We start from the raw sequence: 25,400 nt of genomic DNA on the forward strand, positions 1-25,400 counted from the left end.
ACCATGCAGCCGCAAGGCTTTGAGTTCTGCAGTAATATCACGCATGATGAGCTCCTTCATGTGTCACTGTGTCAGTGCTGGTTGAGGTTGACTCATCCGTCTCGCGCAGTTGGTCATAACGCTCGGTATTGGCTTGTGGTGCTTCGTGTAGCTGCAGCTGGGTTTGTGCCGATTCAGCGGTGGGCGGATCATTCAAGCGCGCGACGATATTCAGAATGTGTTCAATACTGAGCACGCCAGACTCCAACACCAGTTCAACTGCGACCAGCACCGCAACGGGGACTGTCGCTAGCACCTGTGCCATCACTCTGTCACCGCCATCGCGTTTGAGCAGGCCTCGCTTGAGTCGCAACAAGGGGGCGGGCATATCGGCAAAGGGCGCGCCGTTGCGTAATGCCCCAGGTTTACGCGCAATCAACGGAATGTAATGCTGCCAATCAAAGCTCACCTGCTGCTTGCTCGTTAGACGAGCGTGGCTGGCAACGATGTCATCGTTGGCCACAATCACAACCTGTGTTGGATACAGTCGCACACTGACACGATGGCGTGCCCATTCGCATGGCACCGAGTAACGGTTACGGGCAATCGAGACCAAGCAAGTACTGGAAACACGTGCCAGTTGCTCTACGTAGCCATCAAACGGAGTTGGCATCGGCATCATCTCCAACCGTTCTTGCTCCAGCATTTCTGCGATGCTGAGCCCCTTGAACTCTGGATGCGGCAGTTCCGCCCACAACGCTCGGCAACGTTCGCCAAGCCACGCATTCAATGCGTCAAAGGTGCTGAATTTAATGCTTTGGGCTTCAATCCAGATTCGCCGCCGACTGTCCTGAACATTCTTCTCGACGACGCCTTTTTCCCACCCTGAAGCCACATTGCAGAAATCGGGATCGAACAGATAGTGCGCGCACATCACCGCAAAGCGGGCATTGACGAGCCGGCCCTTGCCCTTCAATACCTTGTCGACTGCGGTTTTCATATTGTCGTAAATGCCGCGTCGCGGCACACCACCCAATGCAGCAAATGACCTGGCATGCGCATCGAACAACATTTCATGCCCTTGGCTGGGGTAGGCTACCAACCAGAAGGCACGACTAGCGCAGAGTTTAAGGTGAGCAACCTGAATCTTGCGATAGAGACCGCCAATCACCAGATTCTCTTCGCTCCAATCAAATTGAAACGCCTCACCCAAAGCAAATTGCAATGGCACAAACCCCTGTGGCGTTTTACCGGCTTTGCCTCGCCATTCGCGAATGAAATCCGTCACGCGACTATAGCTACCGGAATAGCCTTCGGCCTGAATCTGCTCGAACAAGGCTTTGCCAGTCCGACGATTGTGCTTGGCACGAAAGGAATCAGCTTTAAGGGCTTGTTCTAAAGTAGCGCAATACGGAGTGAGTTTACCGGGCTTGTGCTGCCGGATGTAACGAGGCTCTGCCTTTGAAGCTGGCTTGCGAACCCAGGTGCGGATGGTGTTGCGTGCCAGACCGGTACGCTTAGAAATTTCGTGCAGCGATAACTTATCGCGAAAATACATCCTGCGGATTTTGCCAATCATTTCCATGGTGATCACCTTTTATCCTCTGCCTAAGAATTAAGCAGAACAAGTAGAACACCTGGGTCAATTTTGGATCGGCACAACTAGCTAAAGTGGGTCAATTTTCGGTCGGCGACAACACATTTTTAATTGCTGTGTTTTTATCCTGGTCGCAAGTTAATTAAACGGACTTAGTTTTACTAACTGTGGTGGCAGTGAATGCCGTTTTTAGTTATTGTGTTGTGCGGTTTTATTTATTCTTTTAGCGGGCTTTCTGTTTTAGTTTTACCGCATATTGATATACGCCTTTTTTAGCCTTAGTGGTTAAGGCCTCTAACCCGTCAGTCAAGCGGGACTGGCCTATATATGGCAGTTGTTTTTGAATCATCACTGGGGGCCAGCCCCTTACTTTTACGTTAGAGGGCAAACCCAGTGGTCTCCACAAGTGACTTTGAGAATATCCAATGGCACGACAACGCCATTCATGGTTTCCGAATACTTGAAGGTGAATCCGGTGCCGAGCTTGTCCTCGATATCGACTTCATCACCGAGTGGCTACCGCCAACCAAAGGCGCATTTGGTTTCAAGGTTTCGCCGTCCGATCTTGTGTTTCACGACGTTTCAGATCTCGTCGTTTCGATCAACTATGCAGCCGCTAGCGCAGCCGTGCAGCCAATGACCATTCACGAAATTCATCGCGAGGTAGTCACTTATCCAAACGGTTACTCCTCGTTCGCATGGAGAATTGAGCTTAATTGGCCGCCTAATAGTTTCCTTACCTTTTGCTCCTGTGGCTTTACTCAATATCAGCGAATGGAACCCGTTACCACTGATGCCCAATATCTATCCCCTGCGGAGAGACATATTGCCCTCTAACCCGGCGCTCAACCGCGCTCCTTTCAGTCGCTGGACGCTGCGCGATAAAGCCGCGCAGCGCCGGTTAGCTCTACGTTAGGTGTAATCATGTGCTACATGACCATTATTAGTACTACGTCAGATCTCGATTTGACAAAATTCAATTCAAGCGACGTTATATTTGACAGTGAATTGCCGGGCGTTCCCGAAGAAAAATTATTAAAATATAGTCACAAATGGTACGTAGGCTCATATCAAGGTTGTAGTTGTGGGTTTAGGCATTTAATGGCCGTAAATTTCCCTGATTTAGGTTTTGCAGCTCCAGAAGAATGGTTTCAAGAGAATAAAGAAGACATAGATGCAACATTAAAACTAATTAAAATCTTTAAAGAAATTATTATTTCTGGTAAGAAGCTAGAGTGTATAGACGCTTGGGCACATAATCCATCTGCGGAGCCATATATTGAAGGAAATGTAGTTGTAAATTTGAATGAAATTCCTGAGCCTTCATTTAGGTTCATTGAAAATTATCACCACGAGTTTATTTGCAACACCTAACAAGTCGCTCAAGCATCGCCACTTCGTGGCTGGACAGTTTTTAAGTCGCAGCTTTGTGGTTTTGCTGCGCAAAAGTATTCCACAAAACTACAACTTTAAAACTGCCGCTTAGCTCGGCGTTAGAGGTAAAGCCTAGGCCTATCAGGTTTTTAGCTTTGGTGTTCTGAGTTGGTTTTTTAGCTGCTTGCTGTAGTTTGTTATTGCTTTTCTCTTTTTAATAGTTTTTTTATTACCGGCTTGGCATTTTTAATTGCTGTGTTTTTATTCAGGTCGCAAGTTAATTAAACGGGCTTGGTTTTACTAACTGCGGTGGCAGTGAATGCCGTTTTTAGTTATTGTGTTGTGCGGTTTTATTTATTTTTTAGCGGGCTTTCTGTTTTAGTTTTACCGCACATTGATATGCGCCCTTTTTAGCCTCAGTGGTTAAGGCCTCTAACCCGTCAGTCAAGCGCTGGCCTATATACGGCAGCTGTTTTTGAACCATCACAGGGGGCCAGCCCCTTACTTTTACGTTAGGGGTCCGATGCTGCCAACCGTCACTCAGCTAACCAGTCTCGATATATATCGAGATGGTGGCTCACTCAGTGTTTCATTCAAGGGTAAAGACCCCGGGATTGAATACACTTTGCTCTTTCCAATTGACCTCAGCCCGGCCTTTGATTCCAACTTGAAGAACCCCTCGTTCAAATCGCCCGTACTTGAGCTTTACAGGGCTGGCCAATATGTCAGCCCCGTAACAGGAATCAGCACTCCGAACACAACGAAAGAAACTACATCTACTGGTTGGGCAGAGGCATGCAAATTACTCGAAGCCATTAGGCCGCACCTATCTGCTTTCCACTCTGAGTATCTTTGGGTGTTTGAAGCAATGGTTTCGGCCTCCTCGTCAGAAGGGAACCTATGCTGACCCCTAACATTCCTGTCAAGGCCGCTCCCTCCGGTCGCTGGACGCTGCGCGATAAAGCGCCGCGCAGCGCCCCTTACCTATAATGTTAGGCCTTTCAGCACATGAAGAAATTCATCGCATCATTAATGGCAACCATAGGCATGTCGTCGGCCTCTCATGCAGCAGAGAAAATTGAAACTGTCGATATAAACAAGATTCGGTACACGATGCCGACAGTGGCGGCGGACGCAATTGACTATGTCATGCCAACAAAAGAGACTTTCGAAGGTGCTCCGCAATTCCATGAGGATGAATGGGCACAGCTAGAGTTCTTCTCCAAAAATAGACTTCCCGAAATTCAGAAAATACTCAAAGAGTACAAAGCCTTTGAGAAGGCCAATAGAACTCAACATGGTTGGCTAAAAATTTATGCTAGAAAAGTCGCTAGGACTCAGTCTGTCTTGGCAGGTATTTCACCAAAGAAACTCAGCTCAGACACTGCGTACAAGTTGCTTCCTGCTCCAATATTAGTCACATCATCAAGACCACTTGGCCAAGTGAAAAATGGCTTCGCTCTTCAACTTGGAGAAAATGCGGAAATCTATGGTCTTACCAGCGACGATGGGATTCCCGTACTAGGTGCACACTTGGCTGGTGCAGACGACATGCTGCTTTCGCGTGCATTTGCATTGCTCAATTCAAAATATGGTCTCATATTGGTAGATTGGCGGCAGCAGTTCGTTATTGTCTCTATCGCCCCTGATGGAAACTTCGATGTTTGGCACCCATGATCTGCCTAACCTTTCGGTCAACGTGACAGCCCAAAGCTGCGCTTTGGGTTCCCTCCGCTGCTTCGCAGCTCCGGCTGCACGTTACCTCCAACGTTAGGACTCCACATGCTCTTCCATCGAAATTCCAAGCCACGCGCCAAGGCGATCCCACTGAGTGAGTGGCAAGACCCAGTCGAAGATGTCGCCATTCTTCTGTCGGAGCGTCGCTGCACCGTCTACTTCACAGTTGGCGAGTCCGAGAAGATCGGAAGGTTGTCGTTTGAGGGAGTCTGGGCCACTCGTTCGGTGAGAACGGAGGTCGCGCCATACGACGACACAGCCTCGGGCTTCTCCTCCTACATCGTCGAAGTCTTCGATTCACCCTGGCCCAATGAAGTCGAGCAGGGCTTCTATACAGAGTCCGCTCGGGCGCGTCTTCACACTGAAAGTCGCCACTTCTTGGTAAAGGGCCACGATGTCTATCATGAGGTTCTCTGCCGAGCCTATGTCGAGGCCTATCTGAGTCCCGGTGAGCCGAGCTTCTCCTATGCAAAGCAATGCCTTGCCAGCGCTGAGCCCTCCGTCAAGGGGACGTCTTGCGGCAAGCCGCAAGCCGCCCCTTACGTCGAACGTTAGGCCTCGCAAAAGGAGCATCCGTGCCCGTACGCTTTCAAGTCGCATCCGATGTGGTCAGAGACGGTCTCGGTCTCGAACTGTTGGCTGAAGACAATCGAGTTCTCGCCGAGGTATTTCGCCACGATGCCAGCCACAGATTGACAGTGACCTGCTTCGAACCAGACATCGAATTTGCTTCGCTCGAGCTTCTGCTTCTGCGAGCGCGTGACGAACTCACCCCCTTCGAAGATGGAACAACCTTTGACCCGCCTAAGCTTGGAGGCCGAAAGCCTTGAACGTCGTACCTACAGCCACTGTCGCTGAGTCAGGAACCAACGCAAAAGTGAATTCCAGCCAGTTTCCGAAAAAGCAAAGCCGCAGTTTTGAAGCAGGCCACGCCATGCAATCTGGTGCCACTGCGAAGGGGCTAAACGCATGTACTGCGCAGCGAGCGAGGCCTAACCCCTCGCCCAAGCGGAGCGCCAACGGCAGGCCACTATGACCTTTTCAATTCGATTATTAGATGAGTCCGAATTGACCCCAACAGGAGAGATATTGGGGGAAATCAGGATTGGTGAGTTTTTAGAGAACTTCCTTGTCACGCCGATACATGGTGAAATCGCAGAGGTTGAAAGCTCTTGGAAAAAAGAGCTTGAGTCGTTGATTAACGGCACTTCTGTAATAGCGCTGCGCACTGACCCAAAAATTGCTTGGCTGGTTTATCGCCACGGTGAAACCTGTACTTTTCAGGAACAACTCCTTCTTCCCGAATTTGGTTATACATCGGCCGATGGCTCAATAATCAAATTGCCCGAATATAATAATCTTACTGAAAATGGAGACAAAATAAGTGAGTGGCATGCGCCTTTATCCGATGTGGTAAGCTTTATTGGCCTAACCCATCATTCAAGCGGGACGCCTAACGGCGCCCCTTAACTCAAACGTCAGGCTCAACGAGCAATGATCAATGTTCCAGAAGAAGTAGAAGCTAAATTCCGTGCGGCCGGCTGGAAGCCAGGAAGGCTCAATCCTGGCTATTTCAGTAATCAAGCGACTAGCAACTCCCATGCTAATGCCGTTCTACAGAAGTTCGGTGGCCTTAATGTCGGCACATGCGGCCCCGGCCATGAAATGGCGACGAGCAACATTCACTTCTTAGCCAGTCCAACTCCAGCCAAATCAATTGCTGTGTCTAAATGGCAAGACCAACTTGGTCCGCTCACTCCAGTAGCGGATGCCCATAATGATCACATGGTCGTTTATGTATCAGAGGCAGGTGAGTATTACTTCTTCACAGACCCAGATGAGAAGCTTTATTTCGCTGGGCTCAACTTCGGTGAGGCTACGTGTAGGCTACTGCTTGGCCGTAGCTTTGGCCCAGAGGTTGAGCCTAACAGATCGTTCAAGACCGACACGCTTTGCGTGCGAACTTAATTTCCACGTTAGGCTGCTTAAGTCGTCACTTTTTATCAATAGAAACGAGGAAGTCATGCGCACACGACTGGAAAAAGGTTTAGGTCTTCAGGTAACAGAAACTTCAGCCGGTATAAATGCACTGATGCGGCTGGCCTTGAAGGGAAAAATCGCCGGAGATACATACTATTTAAAAATGGACAAATTGGCTTTCGACCAGGCTATGAAAGGTGACGAAGGCGAAGATTATTACCAAATGTATGTACAGCAGCGCGCGCTCGGACTTGAAGCTTTTCAGAATGAAGTAATCACCGAACTTGGAGCTTGCTTAGGAACGGGTCTTCACCAAATCGTTCGGTGTCATAACTATGACAGTGGACAGTGGCTGCTCATGCAAGTTGTGAATCATCCAAAATGTGAATTCGCAACCGCGCTGACCATTTATTGGGCTAATCAGCCTAACTACCACTATTTGAAGTACGAAAATCTTGAGCAAGCAAGCCAAGACACCAAAAATCTTTCACGGGAAACCGCCCTGCTGCTCAACCAAATTGAGGTAAAGGCGAAGTTGGGTAAATTTATGCGCAGCATTACTGTTCCTGATCGAAACGATTTAAGTGATTTTCTCGATAGAAAAAATTTTGATTATGCAAATAAACCCTTTATCGAAATCCCAGTTGAGCTGCGAATCTAAAAGGCTATGTCGCCATGCAAGCGTCAACTTTCTGACATAAACTGTCAGCAACCTAGCCCGTCGATCAAGGGGGCTCGCCGCAAGCGGCGAGTCCCTCACCCCAAAGGTCAGGCAGCACACGAAGCTACCGTTTCATATCCACCAGCCAACTGCCCGTCATTCTGAGGTATTAAATCAGCCCCATTTATTGGGGCTGATTTGATTTACCCTGTCGTAACTGAATACGTCTTAAACCGGATCACCCCCCCCCAGCCAGTCGTTCAGTTCCTTCATCCGCTCCTGCAAGGGTTCAATCTCGTTATAGGCAAACACAGTCGCGGCCTTTTCTACATCGCCCAAGCCGCCGGTGCCCCCCCACCAAATAATCGTCGTTTCAAGTAGAATTTTCTCGTAATGAATTTGAGGAAGTTTTACATGAAATCATCTCGTTTTACCGATAGCCAAATCATTCCCATCCTTAAGCAAGCCGAAGGCGGCAGTCCTGTCGCTGAGCTCTGTCGCGAACATAGCTTTAGCTCGGCTACTTTTTACAAATGGCGCGCGAAATTTGGAGCGCTTGATCCGCACCAAGCCTGAGCTACTGGCCGTACCGGAGCATATCAACGAATGCTGGTCGATGGATTTTATGCATGGCCAGTTGGCGGATGGGCGCAGCTACCGTTTATTGAACGTCATCAACGACTTTAATCGTGAGGGTTTGGCAATGGAAATTGATCTGTCCCTACCTGCAGAGCGCGTGGTCCGTGAGTTAGAGCAAATCATTGAATGGCGAGGTAAATCGAAAGCCATTCGTAGCGATAATGCCCCGGAGTACATCAGCGCAACCTTGCTCAATTGGGCGGCCAGGCAAGAAATTCGGCTGGAGCACATCCAACCTGGCAACCCCCAACAGAATGCATATGTTGAACACTACAACCGGACTGTGCGATATGACTGGCTGAATCAATACTAATTTGATTCAATCGCCGAAGTGCAAGAGTTTGGTACGAGTTGGCTGTGGACTTACAACAATGAAAGACCGAATATGGCTTTGGGTGGCATGACGCCGAAACAAAAATTAGCACTTGCGGCAGAGATCTGCTTTTAACCCCGATTAAAAATGGGGGGTACCACTTCATATATATACAATACACTAGATAAAAAAACCTCACCTGAATTGGCGCCTTCTGCCCGTCATTACCTTTAGCATTTCAATTCACGAATGCATTTTTATAAAAAATAAATACCCCATAAATTCCATAAGCACAAAGTGCGTGTCGATGACTTTTTTACAACATATCATTTAAGTATTAGCACGATATTTAAATAACAGTTATTATAAATAATTGTCTTTATAGCTTAATAATTTCACATTCATCTTCACGCATTCTCATTTTATTTTTTCACTCAATATGATTTTTCACGACGTAAAAACCTCTATTCTTACAAACAACAGGAATAAATAATCATGAAAAAATTTGAAGATAAAAATTTAGCCCCCAAGGCTATTCAGGCTAAAGAAAAACCTACAGAATCTAAATACAATGTTGAGAATCAAGCAGGTGTATATTATTTTACTGGGAGCGATTTTAGTGGCTTACAAGAATCCTGGATATCTAACGATACAAGCACTGATCACCTGGATGGCAGGTATAGCGGAGGAAACTCTGATTTTAACCATACCATCTCTTCAATGGTAGTAATGAAAGGAGAATGTCAAACCACTACTGATGCCGGAGGTACAATGACGGGACCTGAAGAGTCTATGTGCTATTACCAAGCAAATAAAGGAGAAAATAATCAAGGCGTATACCCTTCTTTGGGAAATTATAATAACAAATTTACTGCTTTGAGAGTGCAACACCCAGAGATATTACGTCAAACATCTGTACCTTACCTAATTCTTAGAGACGCTACCGGTATGAGTAGTGCTAATGCCAAGATTCTGACTGATAACACGCCGGGCATGGCTCCATTTAAATTACGATTTGCTTTGGTAGTAGGTTCTTCAAGCGGATATTGGGATCTTTTTGAATATGAAAATTATGTAGGCCGCTATATTCGAGTATATGTCAACGGTGGCTCATATAGCCTGGGGGATTACGGCTTTAAAGATGATCAGTTTGATATTCTTTCTGCCAGATATGCTGATATGTTACCACCAGAGGCATGGGTACAATTTAATCCGAAAGATACAGCAACCTACTTTATTGAAAATCAATTAGGCGTAGACACCGACATACAAATAACGACAGAACATGGCACGAGCCATGTGAACATAAAAAACGGTGGCTTACAGGATTTCTCTATAAACAATGACATGCCTGGACAAGGGGCATTTCTTTCATGGGGTGGCTATAAGGTTTCAAAGATTAGCTTGAGCAATGGTGGCAATGGGAACGTAATAAAAATAAATTCAAGCATCAATACGCTGGAATATATATCTTTTGACAATACCCATACCAACATTATAGATTTTGAAAAAAGTGTATTTCTAAATGGCCTCTATGATAAAAATGGTTTAAGTAATCATACGGAAATAGGCGATATTAATCTGGCGCAAGTATTATCCAGCAAATACAACCTCAAGTTGGTCATAAAACCGGCAGAGTAGGAAGCTGAGGCAGGTTGCTGAATATGGGCACCAAAGCCTGAAACAAAACGCATCAAAAAATATTTAAAAATCTACGGAACTTGCCATCCGGCACCAGCGGCGGGGCCAGTACAATCAGGCCCGCGCTGTCCCCGGATAAAGCCGGGTCGTAGCCAAGTCATACAGGCCGGAGGCCAAATGGGCGCGGGGCGATGGCTTTGAAGTCGTCCCATTTCTCCCAGCTATCGACCATGCACTTTTGTAATTCAGATAAGGGAAAGATGCTGGCGCTAGTGCAGCGTTGTGCAATTCGGCAAGACGATTGGATCGCCTTTAACTCTAAATCAACGGCGTCTTTAGCTGAGCGCCCCCTTGCGGCAACTCCCCACTACGCCACTCATCGCGGCTTGTGTAGCATGAGCAACTCCTAAAGCCGGAGTTGATTCAATGAATAAACCATTCATCGCTACACTCATCGTCTTAATGATTGCACCTGCGTGGGCCAGGCAGCCCGTTGCCACGGGTTATGGTGGCGCAGTGGCGACGATTTCCGACCCTGCCAGCCAGGCCGCGATGCGCATCTTAAATGCAGGCGGCAATGCCATTGACGCCGCCGTTGCAGCCGCGGCCACGCTGGGTGTGACCGATCCATTCAGCTGCGGCATTGGCGGCGGTGGCTTTATGCTGATTTATTCTGCCAAAGATAAAAAAATCATCAGCATTGATTCCCGCGAAACGGCACCCGCCTACTTCAATCCACGGGTGTACCAAAAAAATGGCAAAGAAATGGAATGGGATGATGTGGTGCCCACTGGCATTTCTGTGGGTGTACCCGGCACGGTGCGCGGCTGGCATGAGGCGCTGGCGCGTTATGGCACGCTGGATATGGCGAGGGTCTTACAACCCGCCATTCAGGTGGCTGAAACCGGCTTTAAAATCAGCCCTAATTTCTATCGCATTAATCAAATCAATGAAGCCAAATTTGCCCGCTTTAGCTCAACATCGGCACTGTATTTAAAAGACGGTAAAGCCCTGCCTGTCGGCACAAGCTTTCGCAACCCAGATTTAGCCGCCACTTATCGCGCAATCAGCAAAGGCGGCGTAAAAGCTTTTTACGAGGGGCCACTGGCCAGACAAATTGTGCAAGCCGCGAATACGCCGCCCGTGAATTCAGGCGTTTCTGTGATGACGGGGCAAATGACGCTGGCTGATTTAAAAGACTATGAAGTACGGCTGCGCCAACCCATTCATTCCACCTACCGGGGGCTGGATTTATACGGCATGGCCATGCCTTCATCCGGCGGCATAGCTATTGCCGAAGCGCTGAATATCTTAGAAGGCTTTGATCTTAAAACCATACCCAAGGCGCAAGTTGAGCATCTGTATATGGAGGCCGCTAAGCTCGCCTTTGCTGATCGCAACGCCTATGTGGCCGACGGGGAATATACCGATGTGCCTAAGACCGGTCTGCTATCCAAAGCCTATGCGGCAGAACGCGCTAAACTGATCGATCTGAAACAAAGTCACGGCAAAGCCAGTGCAGGCGATCCGTTTTTATTCCAGGACGATCAATCCCGCCCGCTGCGCCCTAAAGCCAGCCTCAGCACCGAGCCAGCCCACACTACACACCTGACAGTCAGCGATAAGGAAGGCAATATCGTTGCCTATACCTTTACCATCGAAGACTGGGGTGGCAGCGGCATTGTGGTGCCAGGCAAAGGATTCTTGCTGAACAATGAAATGACCGACTTTGAGTTCAGCGGCCCGCATCCTAATGTGCCCGAAGCAGGCAAACGCCCGCGCTCCAGCATGTCGCCTACCCTTGCCTTTAAAAATGGCAAGCCAGTATTTAGCATAGGCTCGCCAGGCGGCTCCACCATTATCACCACCGTTTTGCAAACCATCGTCAATCATATCGACCTTGGCATGCCACTGGGTGATGCGCTGGCCGCACCCCGCCTCAGCCAAAGAAATGGCGATAAAACCGAAGTAGAAACGCTGTTGAAATTTACAAGCAGCCCACAAGCCAAGGCGCTGGAGCAATATGGACATCAATGGAGTGAAACCGATGAAATTGGTGCCGCCAACGGCCTGCAGTTTAATAACGACGGCAGCACTACGGCAGTAAGCGAGCCATTGCGTCATGGCGGCGGCAGCGCCATGGTGCAAAAGCCGCAGTGATTTAAATAAACACTTCAGCGTAAAACTAAGGGGGCAAAATCCCGAACCCTTAATCCCCCAAAGAGCACAGAGTTTCACAGAGGAAACAAGAGATTTGCTGCTTTTCTCTGTGATCTCTGTGCTCTCGTTTTACTCTGTGGTTCAGGGGGTCGCTCTCTGGCAAGGCAGATTTTAAGGATGGGCAGAGCCGTTAGGTGATACCCGTCCTGCTGGCCTATAAAAGCTTTACCCTCTTACAGGGGCTGAATATTTAACTTAGCAAATAAATTACGATCACGGCTTACATCAGGATTACCTGTGGTCAGCAATTTATCTCCGTAAAAAATCGAATTAGCCCCGGCCATAAAACACAAAGCCTGCATGGCTTCCGGCATTTGCTGACGGCCTGCTGAAAGGCGCACAAAGGATTTGGGCATGGTAATACGTGCCACGGCGATCATACGCACGAACTCTGTCCAATCAATCGCCTCGCCTTCTTCCAGCGGCGTGCCTTCGATCTTCACCAAATTATTAATCGGCACCGAATCAGGCTGTGGCTCCAGATTAGCCAGCTGAGCGATCAGGCCAACGCGATCCAGCCTTGTTTCACCCAAACCGACAATCCCGCCACTACAGACATTCAAGCCTGCTTTACGCACCTTACCCAGGGTATCCAGGCGATCCTGATAGCTATGGCTGGTCACGATATTGGCGTAATTTTCTGGTGAGGTATCCAGATTGTGGTTGTAATAATCCAAGCCTGAATCACGTAACTCTTCGGCCTGGCCATCTTTCAGCATGCCAAATGTTGCACAGGTTTCTAAGCCCAGTGCTTTCACACCTGCAATCATTTTTTTGACTTCAACTAAATCTTTGGTCTTTGGGCCGCGCCATGCTGCGCCCATACAGAAGCGCGATGCGCCGTTTTCTTTTGCAACCCGCGCCACATCGATCACTTCATCGGCGTTCATCAGCACTTCTTTTTCCAGACCCGTATCGTATCTGGCCGATTGCGAGCAATAACCACAGTCTTCTGAGCAACCACCGGTTTTTACTGAAAGCAAGGTAGAAAGCTGTACCTTATTGGCATCAAAGTGCTGACGATGCACTGTCTGCGCCTGAAAAACCAGATCATTAAAGGGCAAGTCAAAAAGCGCGGCAACCGCCTCTAAAGAGTAAGCACCACTTTCCGGATGCGGCGTTAAGCGTTTAAATTCAATGGGGCGGGCTTGATTTTCTTGAGGCATCGTCATGGGCATAGACATCCAAATGTGGCCCTGGATCCGCACAGGAAGCTGGCAATTTCCAAGGTAAAACGCATAATCAAGCTGTGATTGTCTGAATCGGGCGCCAAGTTGTCAAATTTTATCTTTAATTTTTTGAACAACTGCGCGCCACCCTGCCGCTGCGTGCTTTGTGCGGCCAGCTGTAAAAACAACGCACTTTGCCCTGACTGTCTGCGCCACTTACCCTATTTAACTCAGGCGCTATGCCCTCAGTGTGCCCTGCCTGCCCATGATGGCGGCCTGTGCGCAGCTTGCTTAAATCATCCGCCTGCATTTGATTTTAGCTTTGCAGCTTTTACCTACACAGCCCCGATCACCCAGCTGATTATTGCCGCAAAGTTTTCCGGCCATTGGTCGCTTCTGCCTGCGCTGGGGCAACTGCTGCTGGACCAAGTCTCTGCCGCACCGCGCCCCCATTTTATAATTCCACTCCCTTTGCACCCAAAGCGGCTGTCAGAGCGGGGCTATAACCAGGCATTTGAGCTGGCAAAGCCCATTGCCCGGCAATTACAGCTGGATCTGCGGCCTGAGCTGCTGGAGCGCCGTATCAATACGGAGCATCAGGCCCGTTTGTCACAAGCAGAACGCCATAAAAACATGCAAAAAGCGTTTTATACCCGTCACAATCTGGAGGGAAAACATGTGGTGCTTATTGATGATGTGATGACCTCGGGCTCCAGCCTGCATGCGGCTGCGGCATGTTTAAAAAAGGCAGGCGCTGCCCGCGTGGATAATTGGGTCTTAGCCAGAGCCATCTAAACACCGCCCTGACGCTGATAGCTGCGAATAATTTGGCTCATTTCACCCAAGGCAGAAAGTGTTGCTATGCCTTTATTTATATCCTTGATTAATTTCCGTCCATCATGGTGTGCCTTACTGGCGGCAAAATACAGCAAGTATTTTTCTGTACCTGGCAAAGGCTTAATTTGGTAATCACTCTTTTTTAAATCAAACAAAACCAAATTGGCCAGCCCCTGGAAAACTTCCTGCATATCCACCACCACATCGCAGTGTTTTCTGTCTATTTTCTCCCGATAAATTCTATTCTCTGGCAAATGAATATAAAGTATTGCACCACCATGGATCGCACATGTTTGTAAATGAGCCAGGTCAGCGAATCTATTTACCTGCGGTGTTTTATAACGGCTGCGGGCATACAAACATAAAGGTGTCAGGCGGTGATAATTTTTTGAAAAAATGAATTTTTCCTCACGCTCCGCCGTTTTAAAACCGACATCACCATATCAAAGCGATGATGTGATTTAACCTCATACAATACAACGCGCCCACAGAATCAAAGCAATGGCAGGTGGATTCATCATATTGAAAAATATGATGAATTACGGCGGCAGGAATCCCCCCCCACCTCGGCATGGCTATTTAGCGGATAAGACATGGATGGCCAGTGGCTGCCCCGCCACAAGCCTGAACAGGCATTGCGGCTGCAGAAAAAGAAAAGCCTAAGAAATGTAAAAGCACTAAGAACTTCATACGTCACCACCCATATCAATGAAGCACAGCCTCGCCAGGGCTATTTGCGCATTACTTTACAAAAACAGAGCTGATCTGACACTAATAATAATTGCTTTATATTTAATCCAGCGCATTAAAAACCACCAAAAAAAATTTCAATAAGCAAGACTACTTACGCCACCTGAATTAAGCCGGTTATTAAAATATAAATAATTTTCATTTCAGCATTTTATTCAAAATGAACACTTACTTAGCTATTGCTCTTTAAATAGACAACAATAAGTTCCCTTGCATTTGCGTAAATTGTTACGGGCTTAATCGTGTAATAGTGACATGTTCATTATGGATTTGATCGTTAAAATGACGTCAACATTCAGATGACATGAGGCTGCAGGTGCGCCCTGCCAGCACATGCGCCACAAAGAGGAAAAACTATGCAAAACCAGATCATTAATCCACGTGAAGTTCGTCAGCAGCTCGGCATGAACCAGCAAGAGTTCTGGAGCAAAATCGGCGTAACGCAAAGTGGCGGCTCACGCTACGAAAGCGGCCGCAATATGCCACGTCCGGTTCGTGAGCTGCTGCGCGTTGTTCATGTTGAGCAAATCGATTTAGAACGAATCAACCGCGAAGACTATCAAATCATTCAACACCTGCGCGAAGAACGCGTAGAGCTGTACAACACACTGCGTGCGGCTGCACAAGCTCACAACGAAGAAAAGCCCCGTCAGCACTCTGCCTCAAGCCACCTACAGGCTTAATTTCACTTCCAGCCCAAGCCCAGTGATCCGCTGGGCTAATTCCTGCATCCATACTGCAGGTGCTGCGGCCAGGCGGCCTGCTTCTGCCTGCATTGAAGGCCGCGCCAATCCATAGAGCAACACACCTTCTATTTTTACGCCTGCCGCGATGCTTTCCTGCAAGAAATCCAGATAGCCTTGTAATTGCGCCTCATCCGGCAGAGCGCCATCCATTTCAAACATACAGGTTTGAATCCATGTCGGGCAATGCCTGGCTGCCAGCATTAAACGCCGCGCAACTTGCGTGCGCTTATGCGAAATCTGGTTTACCACCGAAAACCCGTCTTCCGGTGCACGATCCAGCTTAAACCACACCTCCCCACCCGACGCACTCATCAGGCTCAGCGCTTCCTGCACTTGCTTGCGGTCCAGCTGGCTGCCATTGGTAATCAGTACCAGCTTAATTTTGCCGGTCAGATCAAAATCACGAAGAATCGCCATCACCCGCTCTGCGCAGGCTAAAAATTGCAAGCTGCTCGTGGGCTCGCCATTTCCTGAAAACGCCACATCATTCAAGCGCCTGGCCTCAGGCGGGACACGGGTTTGCATAAAATCACCCCGCACAATATCGTGCAGCAGATGGCGCAGCTCGGTCTCCATTAATTCCAAATCCAGCTCAGGCGCGCCACCCCGCTTTAAATCCGGCACCTGGCAGTACACGCAGCGCCAGTTGCAGGCGTTATTCGGGTTGAGATTAATCCCAACAGAAACGCCGCCTGCACGCCGTGAAACCACGGGATACACATAAACACAGCCGGCGCTGTCCCGGCTGTGGTCAATCACTTGTAAAACGGTCTTACTTGTCATTCGCCTTCGCTCTCACTAATAACACAGGCACAGGTGTGGCATGCACAACACCTTCGGCCACGCTGCCCATTAATAAATGAGTCAGCCCGCCATAACCATGTGTACCCATCACAATTAAATCTGCCGGCCAGCTGCTTGCTTCATTCACAATCGCCAGCGCCAAATTGCCGCCCCATGATTCCAGCAGGCTGGTTTCCACATCCAGACCATCCGCCCTTAAGCCTTCAGCCAGCTCGGCCAGTAATTTCTCGCCCGATTGACGCAGGGCATTTTGCAATTGCGGCACATCCAGAAATTCATTTGCACTCCATGCAAATTGAGCCAAATCAACAACATGGATCAATTTGACTTTTGCTCTCTGGTCCCCTGCAAAACGCCGCCCTTCAACAATCGCTGCCGCACTGGTATCACTATTATCGACGGGCACTAAAATACGTTGGTACATGATCAGTCTCCTTATTTAAAAGATACAGATATACATGATTAGTTTAACAGCAAGCCACGGTTGCCTTGCATAAAGCTTCAGCATACACTCGTCCGCATATGTTTAACCGCCCATTTAATAATGCCCAGACTTAAACTCACTTTGCCAGAAGGCACAGATTTTGAAACTCAACTGAATGTACGGGTGACAGATCTTAATTATGGCAATCATCTTGCAAATCAGGCATTACTTGGTATGCTTCACGAAGCAAGGGTTCGTTTTCTCGCATATTTAAACTATACAGAATTAGGCAATGCAACAACGCCTGGTATTATATTGGCGGATGTTGAAATTCAATTTCGGCATGAGGCCTTTTTAGCTGATCAGCTCAATATTGCACTTCGGGTGGATCAACTCAACCGTGTTGGTTTTGATTTGTATTACCGGGTCAGCAATGTGGCTGATCAGACTGAAATTGCGCTTGCCAAAACATCGATTGTTTTTTTTGACTATCACACAACACATAAACGAGCATCCATGCCTGCATCATTTGAACAGGCAATCAATGCAATAAGGGAAAAACATGAAAAAATACGCAAACAACAGCCCTGAAGCAATGGCTCGGGTTTTAGTAATGCAAATGGTCTGTGATGGTAATTTCAATCCGGAAGAGCTGGAAGAATTAGAGCACTTACATGTTTATGAAGCCATTGGCATCAGCCGCAAAGGTTTTATTCAGGTTTTACAAGATTACTGTAATGACATATCCGATGAAGCAGATGAAGATGGCCGAATCAGCCTGATTAATCGTGAGCGAATTGATCTTATTTTAGATAATGTGAGCGATCCCAAAAAACGTTTACATGTTGCAGCTATGGCGCTTGATTTATCTAAATCGGATCAGATTATCAATGATGCTGAGCTTGCTGTATTTGGCCATATGCTCAATCACTGGCACCTTACACTTGATGCATTGCAATCTGCCTTTGAATCATAGGCTGCAAGGTTAGCAATATAATCAACCCCTATTAAGTACAGGCCTGAAAGAAGCCCTTTTCTTTCAGGCATATTTTGCTTTTTATGCATTAAATATTTTTTTGTGAACACAGAGTAATTTCAGCCCGTACGCCGGGATGACAAAAGAATAATAAAAACAAGAAAATGCCCTTTGTTTCTGATGAAACATGGAGAAAAAAAGATGGAATGGATCAATCAAATCCACATATCGCTGGAAAAAGCATTACTTCCTACGCTGGCCAGAAAATTTGCCTTTATTCTGCTCTTTCTCGCCTTCCCCCTCATCATCCTGATCGCCAGCTACTCGGCCGAAGACAGCCTGCGCCAGCTGAGCCAGACGCTACACCTTGCTGCAGCAGACAGCGAAAAGCTGCTCAGCATTATTATCAAGATTCAATTCTGGTGCTGGTTCAGCCTGCTTGCAGCCACCATACTGGCCCTTGTCCAAATCACCTATCTGAAATACTGGATTACACGGCCAATTAATTTAATTGCCAGTGTATTTCGTGATGCCGCCAGTGGAGAAGGCGATTTATCCAAAGATATTCCAGCCATTACTCATGATGAAGTCAGCCAATTGGCACGAAGCTGCAATTTATTTCTGGCTAAACAACGTGACATCATCGCTAATGTACAGGCCATGACCGTAGGCATTGCGCTGGAAGCGGCAAAGTCTATGAAAAACATTAAAGAGTCATCCGTTGCAACCCAACAACAAGACCAGTTGGCTCAAATGGTTTGCGAAGCAAGTAATTCAACCACCACCGGCATTAACCAAATCACCGACCGAACCCAGCATATATCAAAAACCACCTCTGATAATTTGCAATCCGCACGCTTATCCTTTGCTGAATTACAAGACGTCAGCGAAAAAATCAGTACCATTACCCAACGTCTGGCGCTTTTCAGCCAGACTGTCGATAATTTAAATCAGCGCTCTGCCAGTATTAAATCAATTGTTGGCCTGATCAAAGAAATTGCAAACCAGACTAATTTACTGGCACTGAATGCCGCGATTGAAGCTGCCAGAGCAGGCGAACAAGGGCGTGGATTTGCAGTAGTTGCGGATGAAGTGCGTAAACTCTCAGAAAAAGTACGCATTGCCACTGAAGATATTTCGCACAATATCGACAATATGCTGGATCAGGTAGCTGAAACACTGAATGAAACAGAAATGATTAATCAGGACGCAAACAGCACTAAAGACGTCGTGATCAATGCATCTTTGCAATTCTCAAATATGATGGCGGATTTCGAACAAACTTCAGTCACACTCGTTGATATTGCAAGCACACTGGAGCTGTTTACCTCAGCAAATGAGCTGGTCAATTCAAATGTAACCGAAATTCATAAGCTATCCCTTTCTGTGAATGAGCGTATGGGCCATTCTGCCAGCTCATCACAAGATCTGGCGCAGGCAGCAGAGCGTGTTCAATCATTAATTGGCAGCTTTACGGTTGGCAAAGGTGAGCTGGATGCCACAATTCAGCGCGCGGCTCAATTCAGAGATCAAATAGCAAAACATATTGCAGCATTAAAAGAGCGCGGCATAGATGTTTTTGATCAGCGATATCAGGCAATACCCAACACCAACCCTGCTAAATTTAAAACCAGTTATAGCGCATTGTTTAATAATGAGATTCAGGCGCTCTATGATCAGCTGGTCAAAAGCACGCCTGGCGGAAAATTTTCAGTGGCTGTAGATCAAAATGGCTATGCACCTGCGCATAACAGCTGGTGCTCTAAAGCAATGAGTGGTGATTTAGAAACCGACTTAATCAACAGCCGTGATCAGCGAATATTTAACGATGCAGTGAGTTTGCGTGCCGCACGAAACTTGCAGCGCTTCTTTTTACAGACCTATGTGCGTGACACGGGTGAAATTTTAACGGAATTAGATCTACCCATTCATATTAATGGCCAGCACTGGGGCGGACTGCGTCTTGGCTTTGATGCCAGCACAATGCCCAAGGGCTAAAATCACATAAAAAAGCACTGCTGGTTTGTCTTCCCGCCTGGCAAACCAGCCCCTGAAAACGCTTTTCTGCTGATTGAAGACCACTGGATTAACCGGCCATATACAGCAATATGCGCTTACCCGGCCTTGGAAGGCCTCCCTGTTTTAAGCTTTTCCAGCGAATCAAATTGCTTTACCAGGTACTCATCAGGCATCGACACCAAGGCCTGCAAACCCGCCCGCAGCAGCTCACTTTTTTTAACTGCAAGACCTGCATCAAGGCAACGCTGCTTCAGCACCGCCAGCTGAATATATTCAGCCTCTGGAATCGTAAAACTATCACGCACTAACTTAGGTTTTTTCACCTTAGTAAGCTTTGTTTTTTTATGTTCCTGCGACACAGGCTCTGCAGGCAACGCTTCCACAAGCACCACTTGCGCCAGCTCTGGCAAAACTTGTTTTGTTCTTCTGCGGCTTGCCGGTGTATTTCTTACTGCAAGCTTCTCTTGCCCTGCAATAACTTCTTCAGTTATTTCTTTAACTTTACTTGAAGCCATAGTGCGCACTCCCATACAAGGTAAAATCAGTATAAACTATATAAACAATATAAACCGTTGAATTCACACTCAGGTCATTATGCGCAGCATACTTATTGCAAATCCCAAAGGTGGCAGCGGCAAATCCACCCTCTCAACTCATTTGGCAGCATGGTTTGCATGGCAGGAAGAAACAGTCATGCTGGGTGACATTGACAGCCAGCAATCCAGCCGCCACTGGCTGTCGCTGCGACCTCTTGAGTCTCCGCAGATTCTGGGCTGGGATTTGGATGAAGACCAAAAAGCAAGACCGCCCAAAGGCACGGGTATTGCAGTACTGGATTCTCCGGCGGGCTTACACGGCAAGCGTCTGAAACAGGCGCTGATGCGGGTAGATCATGTGGTGATCCCTGTTTTACCTTCTGCTTTTGATCTGTGGGCCAGCGCTGCCTTTTTTGAAGTGCTTGCAGAAATAAAAGCCATACGCCGCGAAGAAATCTCTGTTGCAGTGGTGGGAATGAGAGTGAACCCGCGAACCCAATCTGCCCGGCAGCTTACCGATTTTTTAAAACAATATGATCTGCCCCTGCTCACTTGCATCCGGGAAACACAGCTCTATGTGCAAAGCATTCAGCGCGGGCTGACTCTTTTTGATCTTCCCGCATCCCGCACAAAACAAGACCGCATGCAATGGCAGCCCCTGCTTGATTGGCTGGTCAGCAATAAGCGTCAGCAGCGGCATGCTATCTGATGATCCGCTCTTTCCAGGCAAAAAAATGCCGGCCTTTTCAGGCCGGCATTTTTATCTGCTAAAACTCAGCAATTATTCCGCTGCGGTTTCAACCGGTGCAACAGCAGCTTCAGCAGCCACTGGTGTTTCTTCGTTTGTTACTGCTTTAATCGACAAGCGGATACGGCCACGCTCGTCTTGCTCGATCACTTTAACGCGCACAACCTGGCCTTCTTTCAGGTAGTCGCCCACGTTTTTGATGCGCTCATTGGCGATCTGGCTAATGTGTACCAAGCCATCTTTACCCGGCATGATCGACACAATCGCGCCTACGTTGTTGTCCAGAATCTTAACAACCGGACCTTCGTAGATCTTGCCGATTTCAACTTCAGCAGTGATATCAGCAATACGGCGTTTGGCTTCATCCGCGCCTTCAGCAGAGATAGAGGCGATGGTGATGGTGCCATCTTCCTGGATATCAATCTGAGTGCCGGTTTCTTCTGTCAGCGCACGAATCACCGAACCACCCTTACCGATCACATCACGGATTTTTTCCGGATTGATTTTCATGGTGTAAAGGCGTGGAGCATGCTCACTTACTTCTGTGCGCGCGCCTTCCATTGTGCCTTTCATAATACCAAGGATATGCACACGGCCTTCTTGCGCCTGATCCAGAGCCACTTTCATGATCTCTTTAGTGATACCGTTGATCTTGATGTCCATTTGCAGCGCAGTGATACCGTTTTCAGTACCTGCCACTTTAAAGTCCATATCGCCAAGATGATCTTCATCACCCAGGATATCGGACAATACAGCAAAGCGATTGCCTTCCTTGATCAGACCCATGGCGATACCAGCCACGTGATTTTTCATCGGAACGCCCGCATCCATCAGCGCCAGGCAACCACCACAAACAGAAGCCATTGAGCTTGAGCCGTTTGATTCGGTGATTTCCGAAACAACACGCATCGAGTAGCCAAAGTCTTCAACAGATGGCAGCATCGCAGCCAGTGCACGCTTAGCCAGACGACCGTGACCAATTTCACGGCGCTTTGGTGTACCTACACGACCTGTTTCACCAGTCGAGTACGGTGGGAAGTTGTAATGCAGCATAAAGCGATCCGTGTAAGCACCGGCCAATGCATCAATTTTTTGCTCGTCCAGCTTAGTACCCAGCGTAGCTACTGCAATCGCTTGTGTTTCACCACGGGTAAACAGCACCGAGCCGTGTGTACGTGGTAATACGCCAGTACGAATCGTAATAGGGCGAACTGTACGTGTATCACGGCCATCAATACGTGGGTAGCCATCCAGAATCTGACCGCGAACGATTTCAGCTTCCAGACCCTTGAAAATGCCTTTGATTTCATTTGCAGCCAAAGTACCGGTTTCTTCGGTAATCAGTGCCGCTTTAACCAATGCCCATGTTTCATTGATTTTGATAGTACGCAATTGCTTCTGACGCAATTTGAATGCTTCTGACAGGCCCGCAGCTGCAACAGCGCGAACTTGTGCAATCAGTGCTTCATTGGCAACAGGCTCATCCCATACAAACAATTCCGGATTCGCTTCATCTGCCAGCTCATTAATGGCATTGATCGCCACTTGCATTTGCTCGTGACCAAATACTACCGCGCCCAGCATGATGGATTCAGACAATTCATCAGCTTCAGATTCAACCATCAGCACAGCTTGTGAAGTACCTGCAACCACCAGATCCATCTGGCTGGTTTTCAGCTCAGATAAGGTTGGGCAAAGTACGTATTCACCGTTGATATAAGCCACGCGTGCAGCGCCGATCGGGCCATCAAATGGCACACCAGAGACCGACAAGGCAGCAGAAGCACCCAGCATCGCAACGATGTCTGGATCAACTTCAGGATTAACCGACATCACAGTCGCAATGATCTGGATGTCGTTATAAAAACCTTCAGGGAACAGGGGACGAATCGGACGGTCAATCAGACGACAAGTTAAAATTTCTTTTTCGGAAGGACGGCCTTCGCGTTTAAAGAAACCACCTGGGATGCGACCAGCAGCGTAAGTACGCTCCTGATAATCAACGGTCAGCGGAAAGAAATCCTGACCCGGCTTAACGTCACGTGCGGCTACAACCGTCACGAGAACAACGGTATCGTCCATATTAATCAGAACGGCACCACTAGCCTGACGGGCAATTTCACCGATTTCCATGGTGACATTATGCTTACCGTACTGGAATGATTTCACAATTTTATTGAACACTGACTTTCCTTTTTTCACACTAACGCCTCCAGTCCAAGGCGTGATCGGTTTCCGCTGCAGCTTGACTGACTTGCTGCCGGCTTCGGCACAACCAATAGGCTCAGTAAAAAACACTGGGACTTCTTCAACCCGCCGCCGAAACCGCTGTTTGACAGGTTTGAAGGTTCTTATTTAAAAAAGTGCCACGGTTTCTTGCGTAATAATGACAAGGAAAGTCCGTGGCGCTTCTCTAAAGAATACAAAAACAAAAAAGTCGCAGTCTTGCGACTACGACTTTCTTTATTACTTACGCAGACCGAGTTCAGCGATCAGAGCACGGTAACCTTCAGAGTTAACGCGCTTGAAGTAATCCAGCAGGCGACGACGTGTGCTAACCATCTTGAGCAAACCACGACGTGAGTGGTGATCTTTCTTGTTGGCTTTAAAGTGAGGTGTCAAGTCATTGATACGTGCTGTCAACAATGCAACCTGAACTTCAGGACTACCAGTATCGCCTTCAGTGCGTTGAAACTTCTTAACGATATCTGCTTTTTGAGTAACTGTTACGGACATGCTTACTGCTCCAGTGAGATAAGGCTTCTTTACACATTATAAAGAGCCGTCGAGGAAAACCGAGCCAAAACCCAATCATCCTCCCTTTAATCTGCCTGGTTTTTACAAACCGGACAGAAGTCGTTTAGGCCGCAGCCATGCATGCGGATTCTCAGCCGCAGCGGCCACTTCGCCCAAACCGATGAACCGTGCATTATCCCTGCTTTCGCCTTCGGCGTAAAGACGATACTCACCGGGCAGCAAACCACCCCGCTCTACCGTCATGCCGTGACGAATTTTTTCAAACTCTGCTGCATCGAAAAACAAAGCTGGCAAATCAAGCAGCAGGCAATCGGCAGGCAATAAATATCCATCACGCGCCTCAACCGGCACATGATTATAATCGTCCAGATTAACTGAATTTTCCAATAAAAAACCTGCAGTTCTGGTACGGCGCAAGCCGGTTAAGTAAGCTCCGCACCCCAAAGCCTTACCAATATCTTCCGCCAGAACACGAATATACGTACCCTTGGAGCAGCTCACATCAATCACCAGCACATCACCTTCAATCGAAATAATATCGATGTTGTAAATGGTGATTTGCCGTGATTGCCGCTCAATTTCCACACCATCCCGCGCGTATTCATAGAGGGCCTTGCCCTGGAATTTAAGCGCAGAATACATAGGGGGGGTTTGAGTAACCGGCCCGATAAATGCGTTTACCACCGCACGAATTAAGGCTTCATCGTCTGGTGCATCACCACTTTTGGTGATCTCACCCTCGCCATCCAGCGTGGTTGAAACTTCACCCAGCTTAATCGTGGCGCGGTAACCTTTATCTGCGTCCAGCATACGCTGGGCAAATTTAGTGGCCTCACCAAAACACAAAGGCAATAAACCCGTTGCAAAGGGATCCAGCACGCCGGTGTGGCCGCCTTTTTCTGCCTGCAGCAGCCAGCGTGCTTTTTGTAAGGCGTTATTACTGGAAATCCCAAACGGTTTATCCAGCAATAAAACGCCATCAATCTTTCGTTTAGCCATTATTCCTTGCCAGCAGTTTTTTCATTATCCGCATCAAAGCCATCTTCTTCAGGTGCTTTTGGCAAACTTGAAGCCTGATCGATCAAACGGGATAAATTCATGCCATGCTCAACCGAGTGATCATACTCAAAATGCAGCTCAGGCATTTTGTATAAAGAGATGCCACGGGCCAGCTGGCTGCGCAAAAAGCCTTTTGCGCGCTCAATCAAAGATGCAATGTCTTTACCCTGCTCTTCTGTTCCAAGAAAAGTATAAAAAACATTGGCATGCGAGTAATCACGTGTGACTTCCACATCCGTAATCGTAATTAAGGATGCCTGCGGATGATCCAGCTCCGCGCGGATAATAGTGGCTAAATCACGTTGAATTTGTTGTGCCACGCGATCGGCACGAGTAAATTGTTTGGCCATACATGCCTCAGCAAAGAGTCCAGCCAAAGCTTTGCGCGGGGCTTCAATGGCGCAAACACTTATAGCTACTTAAAAATGGCGAAA

General features: G+C 47.8%; 27 protein-coding genes and 1 pseudogene. 18 read left to right on the forward strand and 10 right to left on the reverse strand.

Going from position 1 to position 25,400, the window contains the following annotated elements; genetic code table 11:
• Positions 1 to 37: 37 nt before the first annotated feature.
• Positions 38 to 1,564 (reverse strand): IS21 family transposase, encoded by a 1,527-nt coding sequence (gene istA / locus HA050_RS08360; protein WP_166824554.1) that lies wholly within the window; start codon positions 1,562 to 1,564, stop codon positions 38 to 40.
• 405 nt (positions 1,565 to 1,969) lie between these two features.
• Here istA and HA050_RS08365 point away from each other — a divergent pair, with 405 nt between their 5' ends.
• The 12 genes and pseudogenes from HA050_RS08365 (at position 1,970) to ggt (ending at position 12,081) form a co-directional block, all read left to right on the forward strand.
• Positions 1,970 to 2,413, forward strand: coding sequence for a hypothetical protein (locus HA050_RS08365; RefSeq protein ID WP_166824557.1), 444 nt, complete (start codon positions 1,970 to 1,972; stop codon positions 2,411 to 2,413).
• Positions 2,414 to 2,509: 96 nt separating this feature from the next.
• Positions 2,510 to 2,950, forward strand: a complete 441-nt coding sequence (locus HA050_RS08370) for a hypothetical protein (RefSeq protein ID WP_166824559.1) — start codon at positions 2,510 to 2,512, stop codon at positions 2,948 to 2,950.
• Positions 2,951 to 3,958: 1,008 nt separating this feature from the next.
• Complete coding sequence (locus HA050_RS08375) at positions 3,959 to 4,627, forward strand: OmpH/Skp family outer membrane protein (protein WP_166824562.1); 669 nt, start codon at positions 3,959 to 3,961, stop codon at positions 4,625 to 4,627.
• 105 nt (positions 4,628 to 4,732) lie between these two features.
• Positions 4,733 to 5,242, forward strand: coding sequence for a hypothetical protein (locus tag HA050_RS08380; RefSeq protein WP_166824565.1), 510 nt, complete (start codon positions 4,733 to 4,735; stop codon positions 5,240 to 5,242).
• 20 nt (positions 5,243 to 5,262) lie between these two features.
• Positions 5,263 to 5,517 (forward strand): hypothetical protein, encoded by a 255-nt coding sequence (locus HA050_RS08385; RefSeq protein WP_166824568.1) that lies wholly within the window; start codon positions 5,263 to 5,265, stop codon positions 5,515 to 5,517.
• A 202-nt stretch (positions 5,518 to 5,719) separates the two neighbouring features.
• Positions 5,720 to 6,157, forward strand: a complete 438-nt coding sequence (locus HA050_RS08390) for a hypothetical protein (RefSeq protein WP_166824571.1) — start codon at positions 5,720 to 5,722, stop codon at positions 6,155 to 6,157.
• 24 nt (positions 6,158 to 6,181) lie between these two features.
• The gene (locus HA050_RS08395) at positions 6,182 to 6,655 is read left to right on the forward strand and encodes an SUKH-3 domain-containing protein (protein WP_166824574.1); all 474 of its coding nucleotides are present in this window, start codon (positions 6,182 to 6,184) and stop codon (positions 6,653 to 6,655) included.
• 55 nt (positions 6,656 to 6,710) lie between these two features.
• Positions 6,711 to 7,328, forward strand: coding sequence for a DUF4274 domain-containing protein (locus tag HA050_RS08400; protein ID WP_166824577.1), 618 nt, complete (start codon positions 6,711 to 6,713; stop codon positions 7,326 to 7,328).
• Between the two features lie 414 nt (positions 7,329 to 7,742).
• Positions 7,743 to 7,904 (forward strand): transposase, encoded by a 162-nt coding sequence (locus HA050_RS22655; protein ID WP_439898217.1) that lies wholly within the window; start codon positions 7,743 to 7,745, stop codon positions 7,902 to 7,904.
• Positions 7,879 to 8,415 (forward strand): annotated as a pseudogene (locus HA050_RS08405) (transposase); the annotation flags it as partial. The gene HA050_RS22655 and the pseudogene HA050_RS08405, both read left to right, overlap by 26 nt.
• Positions 8,416 to 8,775: 360 nt before the next feature.
• Positions 8,776 to 9,921: a hypothetical protein gene (locus HA050_RS08410; RefSeq protein WP_166824580.1), complete on the forward strand. Its 1,146-nt coding sequence runs from the start codon at positions 8,776 to 8,778 to the stop codon at positions 9,919 to 9,921.
• Between the two features lie 426 nt (positions 9,922 to 10,347).
• Positions 10,348 to 12,081: a gamma-glutamyltransferase gene (ggt, locus tag HA050_RS08420; RefSeq protein ID WP_166824583.1), complete on the forward strand. Its 1,734-nt coding sequence runs from the start codon at positions 10,348 to 10,350 to the stop codon at positions 12,079 to 12,081.
• A gap of 233 nt (positions 12,082 to 12,314) precedes the next feature.
• Here ggt and bioB read toward each other — a convergent pair whose 3' ends face one another.
• The gene (gene bioB, locus HA050_RS08425) at positions 12,315 to 13,307 is read right to left on the reverse strand and encodes a biotin synthase BioB (protein ID WP_166825459.1); all 993 of its coding nucleotides are present in this window, start codon (positions 13,305 to 13,307) and stop codon (positions 12,315 to 12,317) included.
• A 108-nt stretch (positions 13,308 to 13,415) separates the two neighbouring features.
• Between bioB and HA050_RS08430 the strand changes: the two genes are divergently transcribed.
• Positions 13,416 to 14,105, forward strand: coding sequence for a ComFC family protein (locus HA050_RS08430; RefSeq protein WP_166824586.1), 690 nt, complete (start codon positions 13,416 to 13,418; stop codon positions 14,103 to 14,105).
• Here HA050_RS08430 and HA050_RS08435 read toward each other — a convergent pair.
• Positions 14,102 to 14,401, reverse strand: a complete 300-nt coding sequence (locus HA050_RS08435; protein ID WP_332841470.1) for a hypothetical protein — start codon at positions 14,399 to 14,401, stop codon at positions 14,102 to 14,104. The two genes, HA050_RS08430 and HA050_RS08435, sit on opposite strands and share 4 nt — an antisense overlap.
• Before the next feature lie 852 nt (positions 14,402 to 15,253).
• Between HA050_RS08435 and HA050_RS08440 the strand changes: the two genes are divergently transcribed.
• Positions 15,254 to 15,580: a helix-turn-helix domain-containing protein gene (locus HA050_RS08440; protein ID WP_166824589.1), complete on the forward strand. Its 327-nt coding sequence runs from the start codon at positions 15,254 to 15,256 to the stop codon at positions 15,578 to 15,580.
• On the opposite strand, the gene HA050_RS08445 is transcribed toward HA050_RS08440, so the two are convergent.
• Together HA050_RS08445 and HA050_RS08450 are read right to left on the reverse strand one after the other, a co-directional pair.
• Complete coding sequence (locus HA050_RS08445; RefSeq protein WP_166824592.1) at positions 15,569 to 16,426, reverse strand: radical SAM protein; 858 nt, start codon at positions 16,424 to 16,426, stop codon at positions 15,569 to 15,571. The two genes, HA050_RS08440 and HA050_RS08445, sit on opposite strands and share 12 nt — an antisense overlap.
• Complete coding sequence (locus HA050_RS08450; protein WP_166824595.1) at positions 16,416 to 16,871, reverse strand: universal stress protein; 456 nt, start codon at positions 16,869 to 16,871, stop codon at positions 16,416 to 16,418. The genes HA050_RS08445 and HA050_RS08450 overlap by 11 nt, the downstream gene beginning before the upstream one ends.
• A 120-nt stretch (positions 16,872 to 16,991) precedes the next feature.
• Between HA050_RS08450 and HA050_RS08455 the strand changes: the two genes are divergently transcribed.
• The 3 genes from HA050_RS08455 (at position 16,992) to HA050_RS08465 (ending at position 19,845) form a co-directional block, all read left to right on the forward strand.
• On the forward strand, positions 16,992 to 17,462 hold the full coding sequence (locus HA050_RS08455; protein ID WP_166824598.1) for an acyl-CoA thioesterase: 471 nt from the start codon (positions 16,992 to 16,994) through the stop codon (positions 17,460 to 17,462).
• Positions 17,434 to 17,847: a hypothetical protein gene (locus tag HA050_RS08460; RefSeq protein ID WP_166824601.1), complete on the forward strand. Its 414-nt coding sequence runs from the start codon at positions 17,434 to 17,436 to the stop codon at positions 17,845 to 17,847. The genes HA050_RS08455 and HA050_RS08460 overlap by 29 nt, the downstream gene beginning before the upstream one ends.
• Positions 17,848 to 18,048: 201 nt before the next feature.
• Positions 18,049 to 19,845, forward strand: coding sequence for a methyl-accepting chemotaxis protein (locus HA050_RS08465; protein ID WP_166824604.1), 1,797 nt, complete (start codon positions 18,049 to 18,051; stop codon positions 19,843 to 19,845).
• 116 nt (positions 19,846 to 19,961) lie between these two features.
• Here HA050_RS08465 and HA050_RS08470 read toward each other — a convergent pair whose 3' ends face one another.
• Positions 19,962 to 20,381, reverse strand: coding sequence for a hypothetical protein (locus HA050_RS08470; RefSeq protein ID WP_166824607.1), 420 nt, complete (start codon positions 20,379 to 20,381; stop codon positions 19,962 to 19,964).
• Between the two features lie 79 nt (positions 20,382 to 20,460).
• Between HA050_RS08470 and HA050_RS08475 the strand changes: the two genes are divergently transcribed.
• Positions 20,461 to 21,111, forward strand: a complete 651-nt coding sequence (locus HA050_RS08475) for a nucleotide-binding protein (RefSeq protein WP_166824609.1) — start codon at positions 20,461 to 20,463, stop codon at positions 21,109 to 21,111.
• A gap of 72 nt (positions 21,112 to 21,183) precedes the next feature.
• Here the strand turns inward: HA050_RS08475 and pnp are convergent, their stop codons facing one another.
• From pnp to rbfA, 4 genes are all read right to left on the reverse strand, one after another.
• Positions 21,184 to 23,334, reverse strand: a complete 2,151-nt coding sequence (gene pnp / locus HA050_RS08480; RefSeq protein ID WP_166824611.1) for a polyribonucleotide nucleotidyltransferase — start codon at positions 23,332 to 23,334, stop codon at positions 21,184 to 21,186.
• A gap of 282 nt (positions 23,335 to 23,616) precedes the next feature.
• Positions 23,617 to 23,886 (reverse strand): 30S ribosomal protein S15, encoded by a 270-nt coding sequence (rpsO, locus tag HA050_RS08485; protein WP_099399238.1) that lies wholly within the window; start codon positions 23,884 to 23,886, stop codon positions 23,617 to 23,619.
• 102 nt (positions 23,887 to 23,988) lie between these two features.
• The gene (gene truB, locus HA050_RS08490) at positions 23,989 to 24,906 is read right to left on the reverse strand and encodes a tRNA pseudouridine(55) synthase TruB (RefSeq protein ID WP_166824613.1); all 918 of its coding nucleotides are present in this window, start codon (positions 24,904 to 24,906) and stop codon (positions 23,989 to 23,991) included.
• Positions 24,906 to 25,316 (reverse strand): 30S ribosome-binding factor RbfA, encoded by a 411-nt coding sequence (gene rbfA, locus HA050_RS08495; protein WP_166824615.1) that lies wholly within the window; start codon positions 25,314 to 25,316, stop codon positions 24,906 to 24,908. The genes truB and rbfA overlap by 1 nt, the downstream gene beginning before the upstream one ends.
• Positions 25,317 to 25,400: the final 84 nt, after the last annotated feature.

The organism is Iodobacter violaceini (genome assembly GCF_011601265.1).
Lineage (GTDB): Bacteria > Pseudomonadota > Gammaproteobacteria > Burkholderiales > Chitinibacteraceae > Iodobacter > Iodobacter violaceini.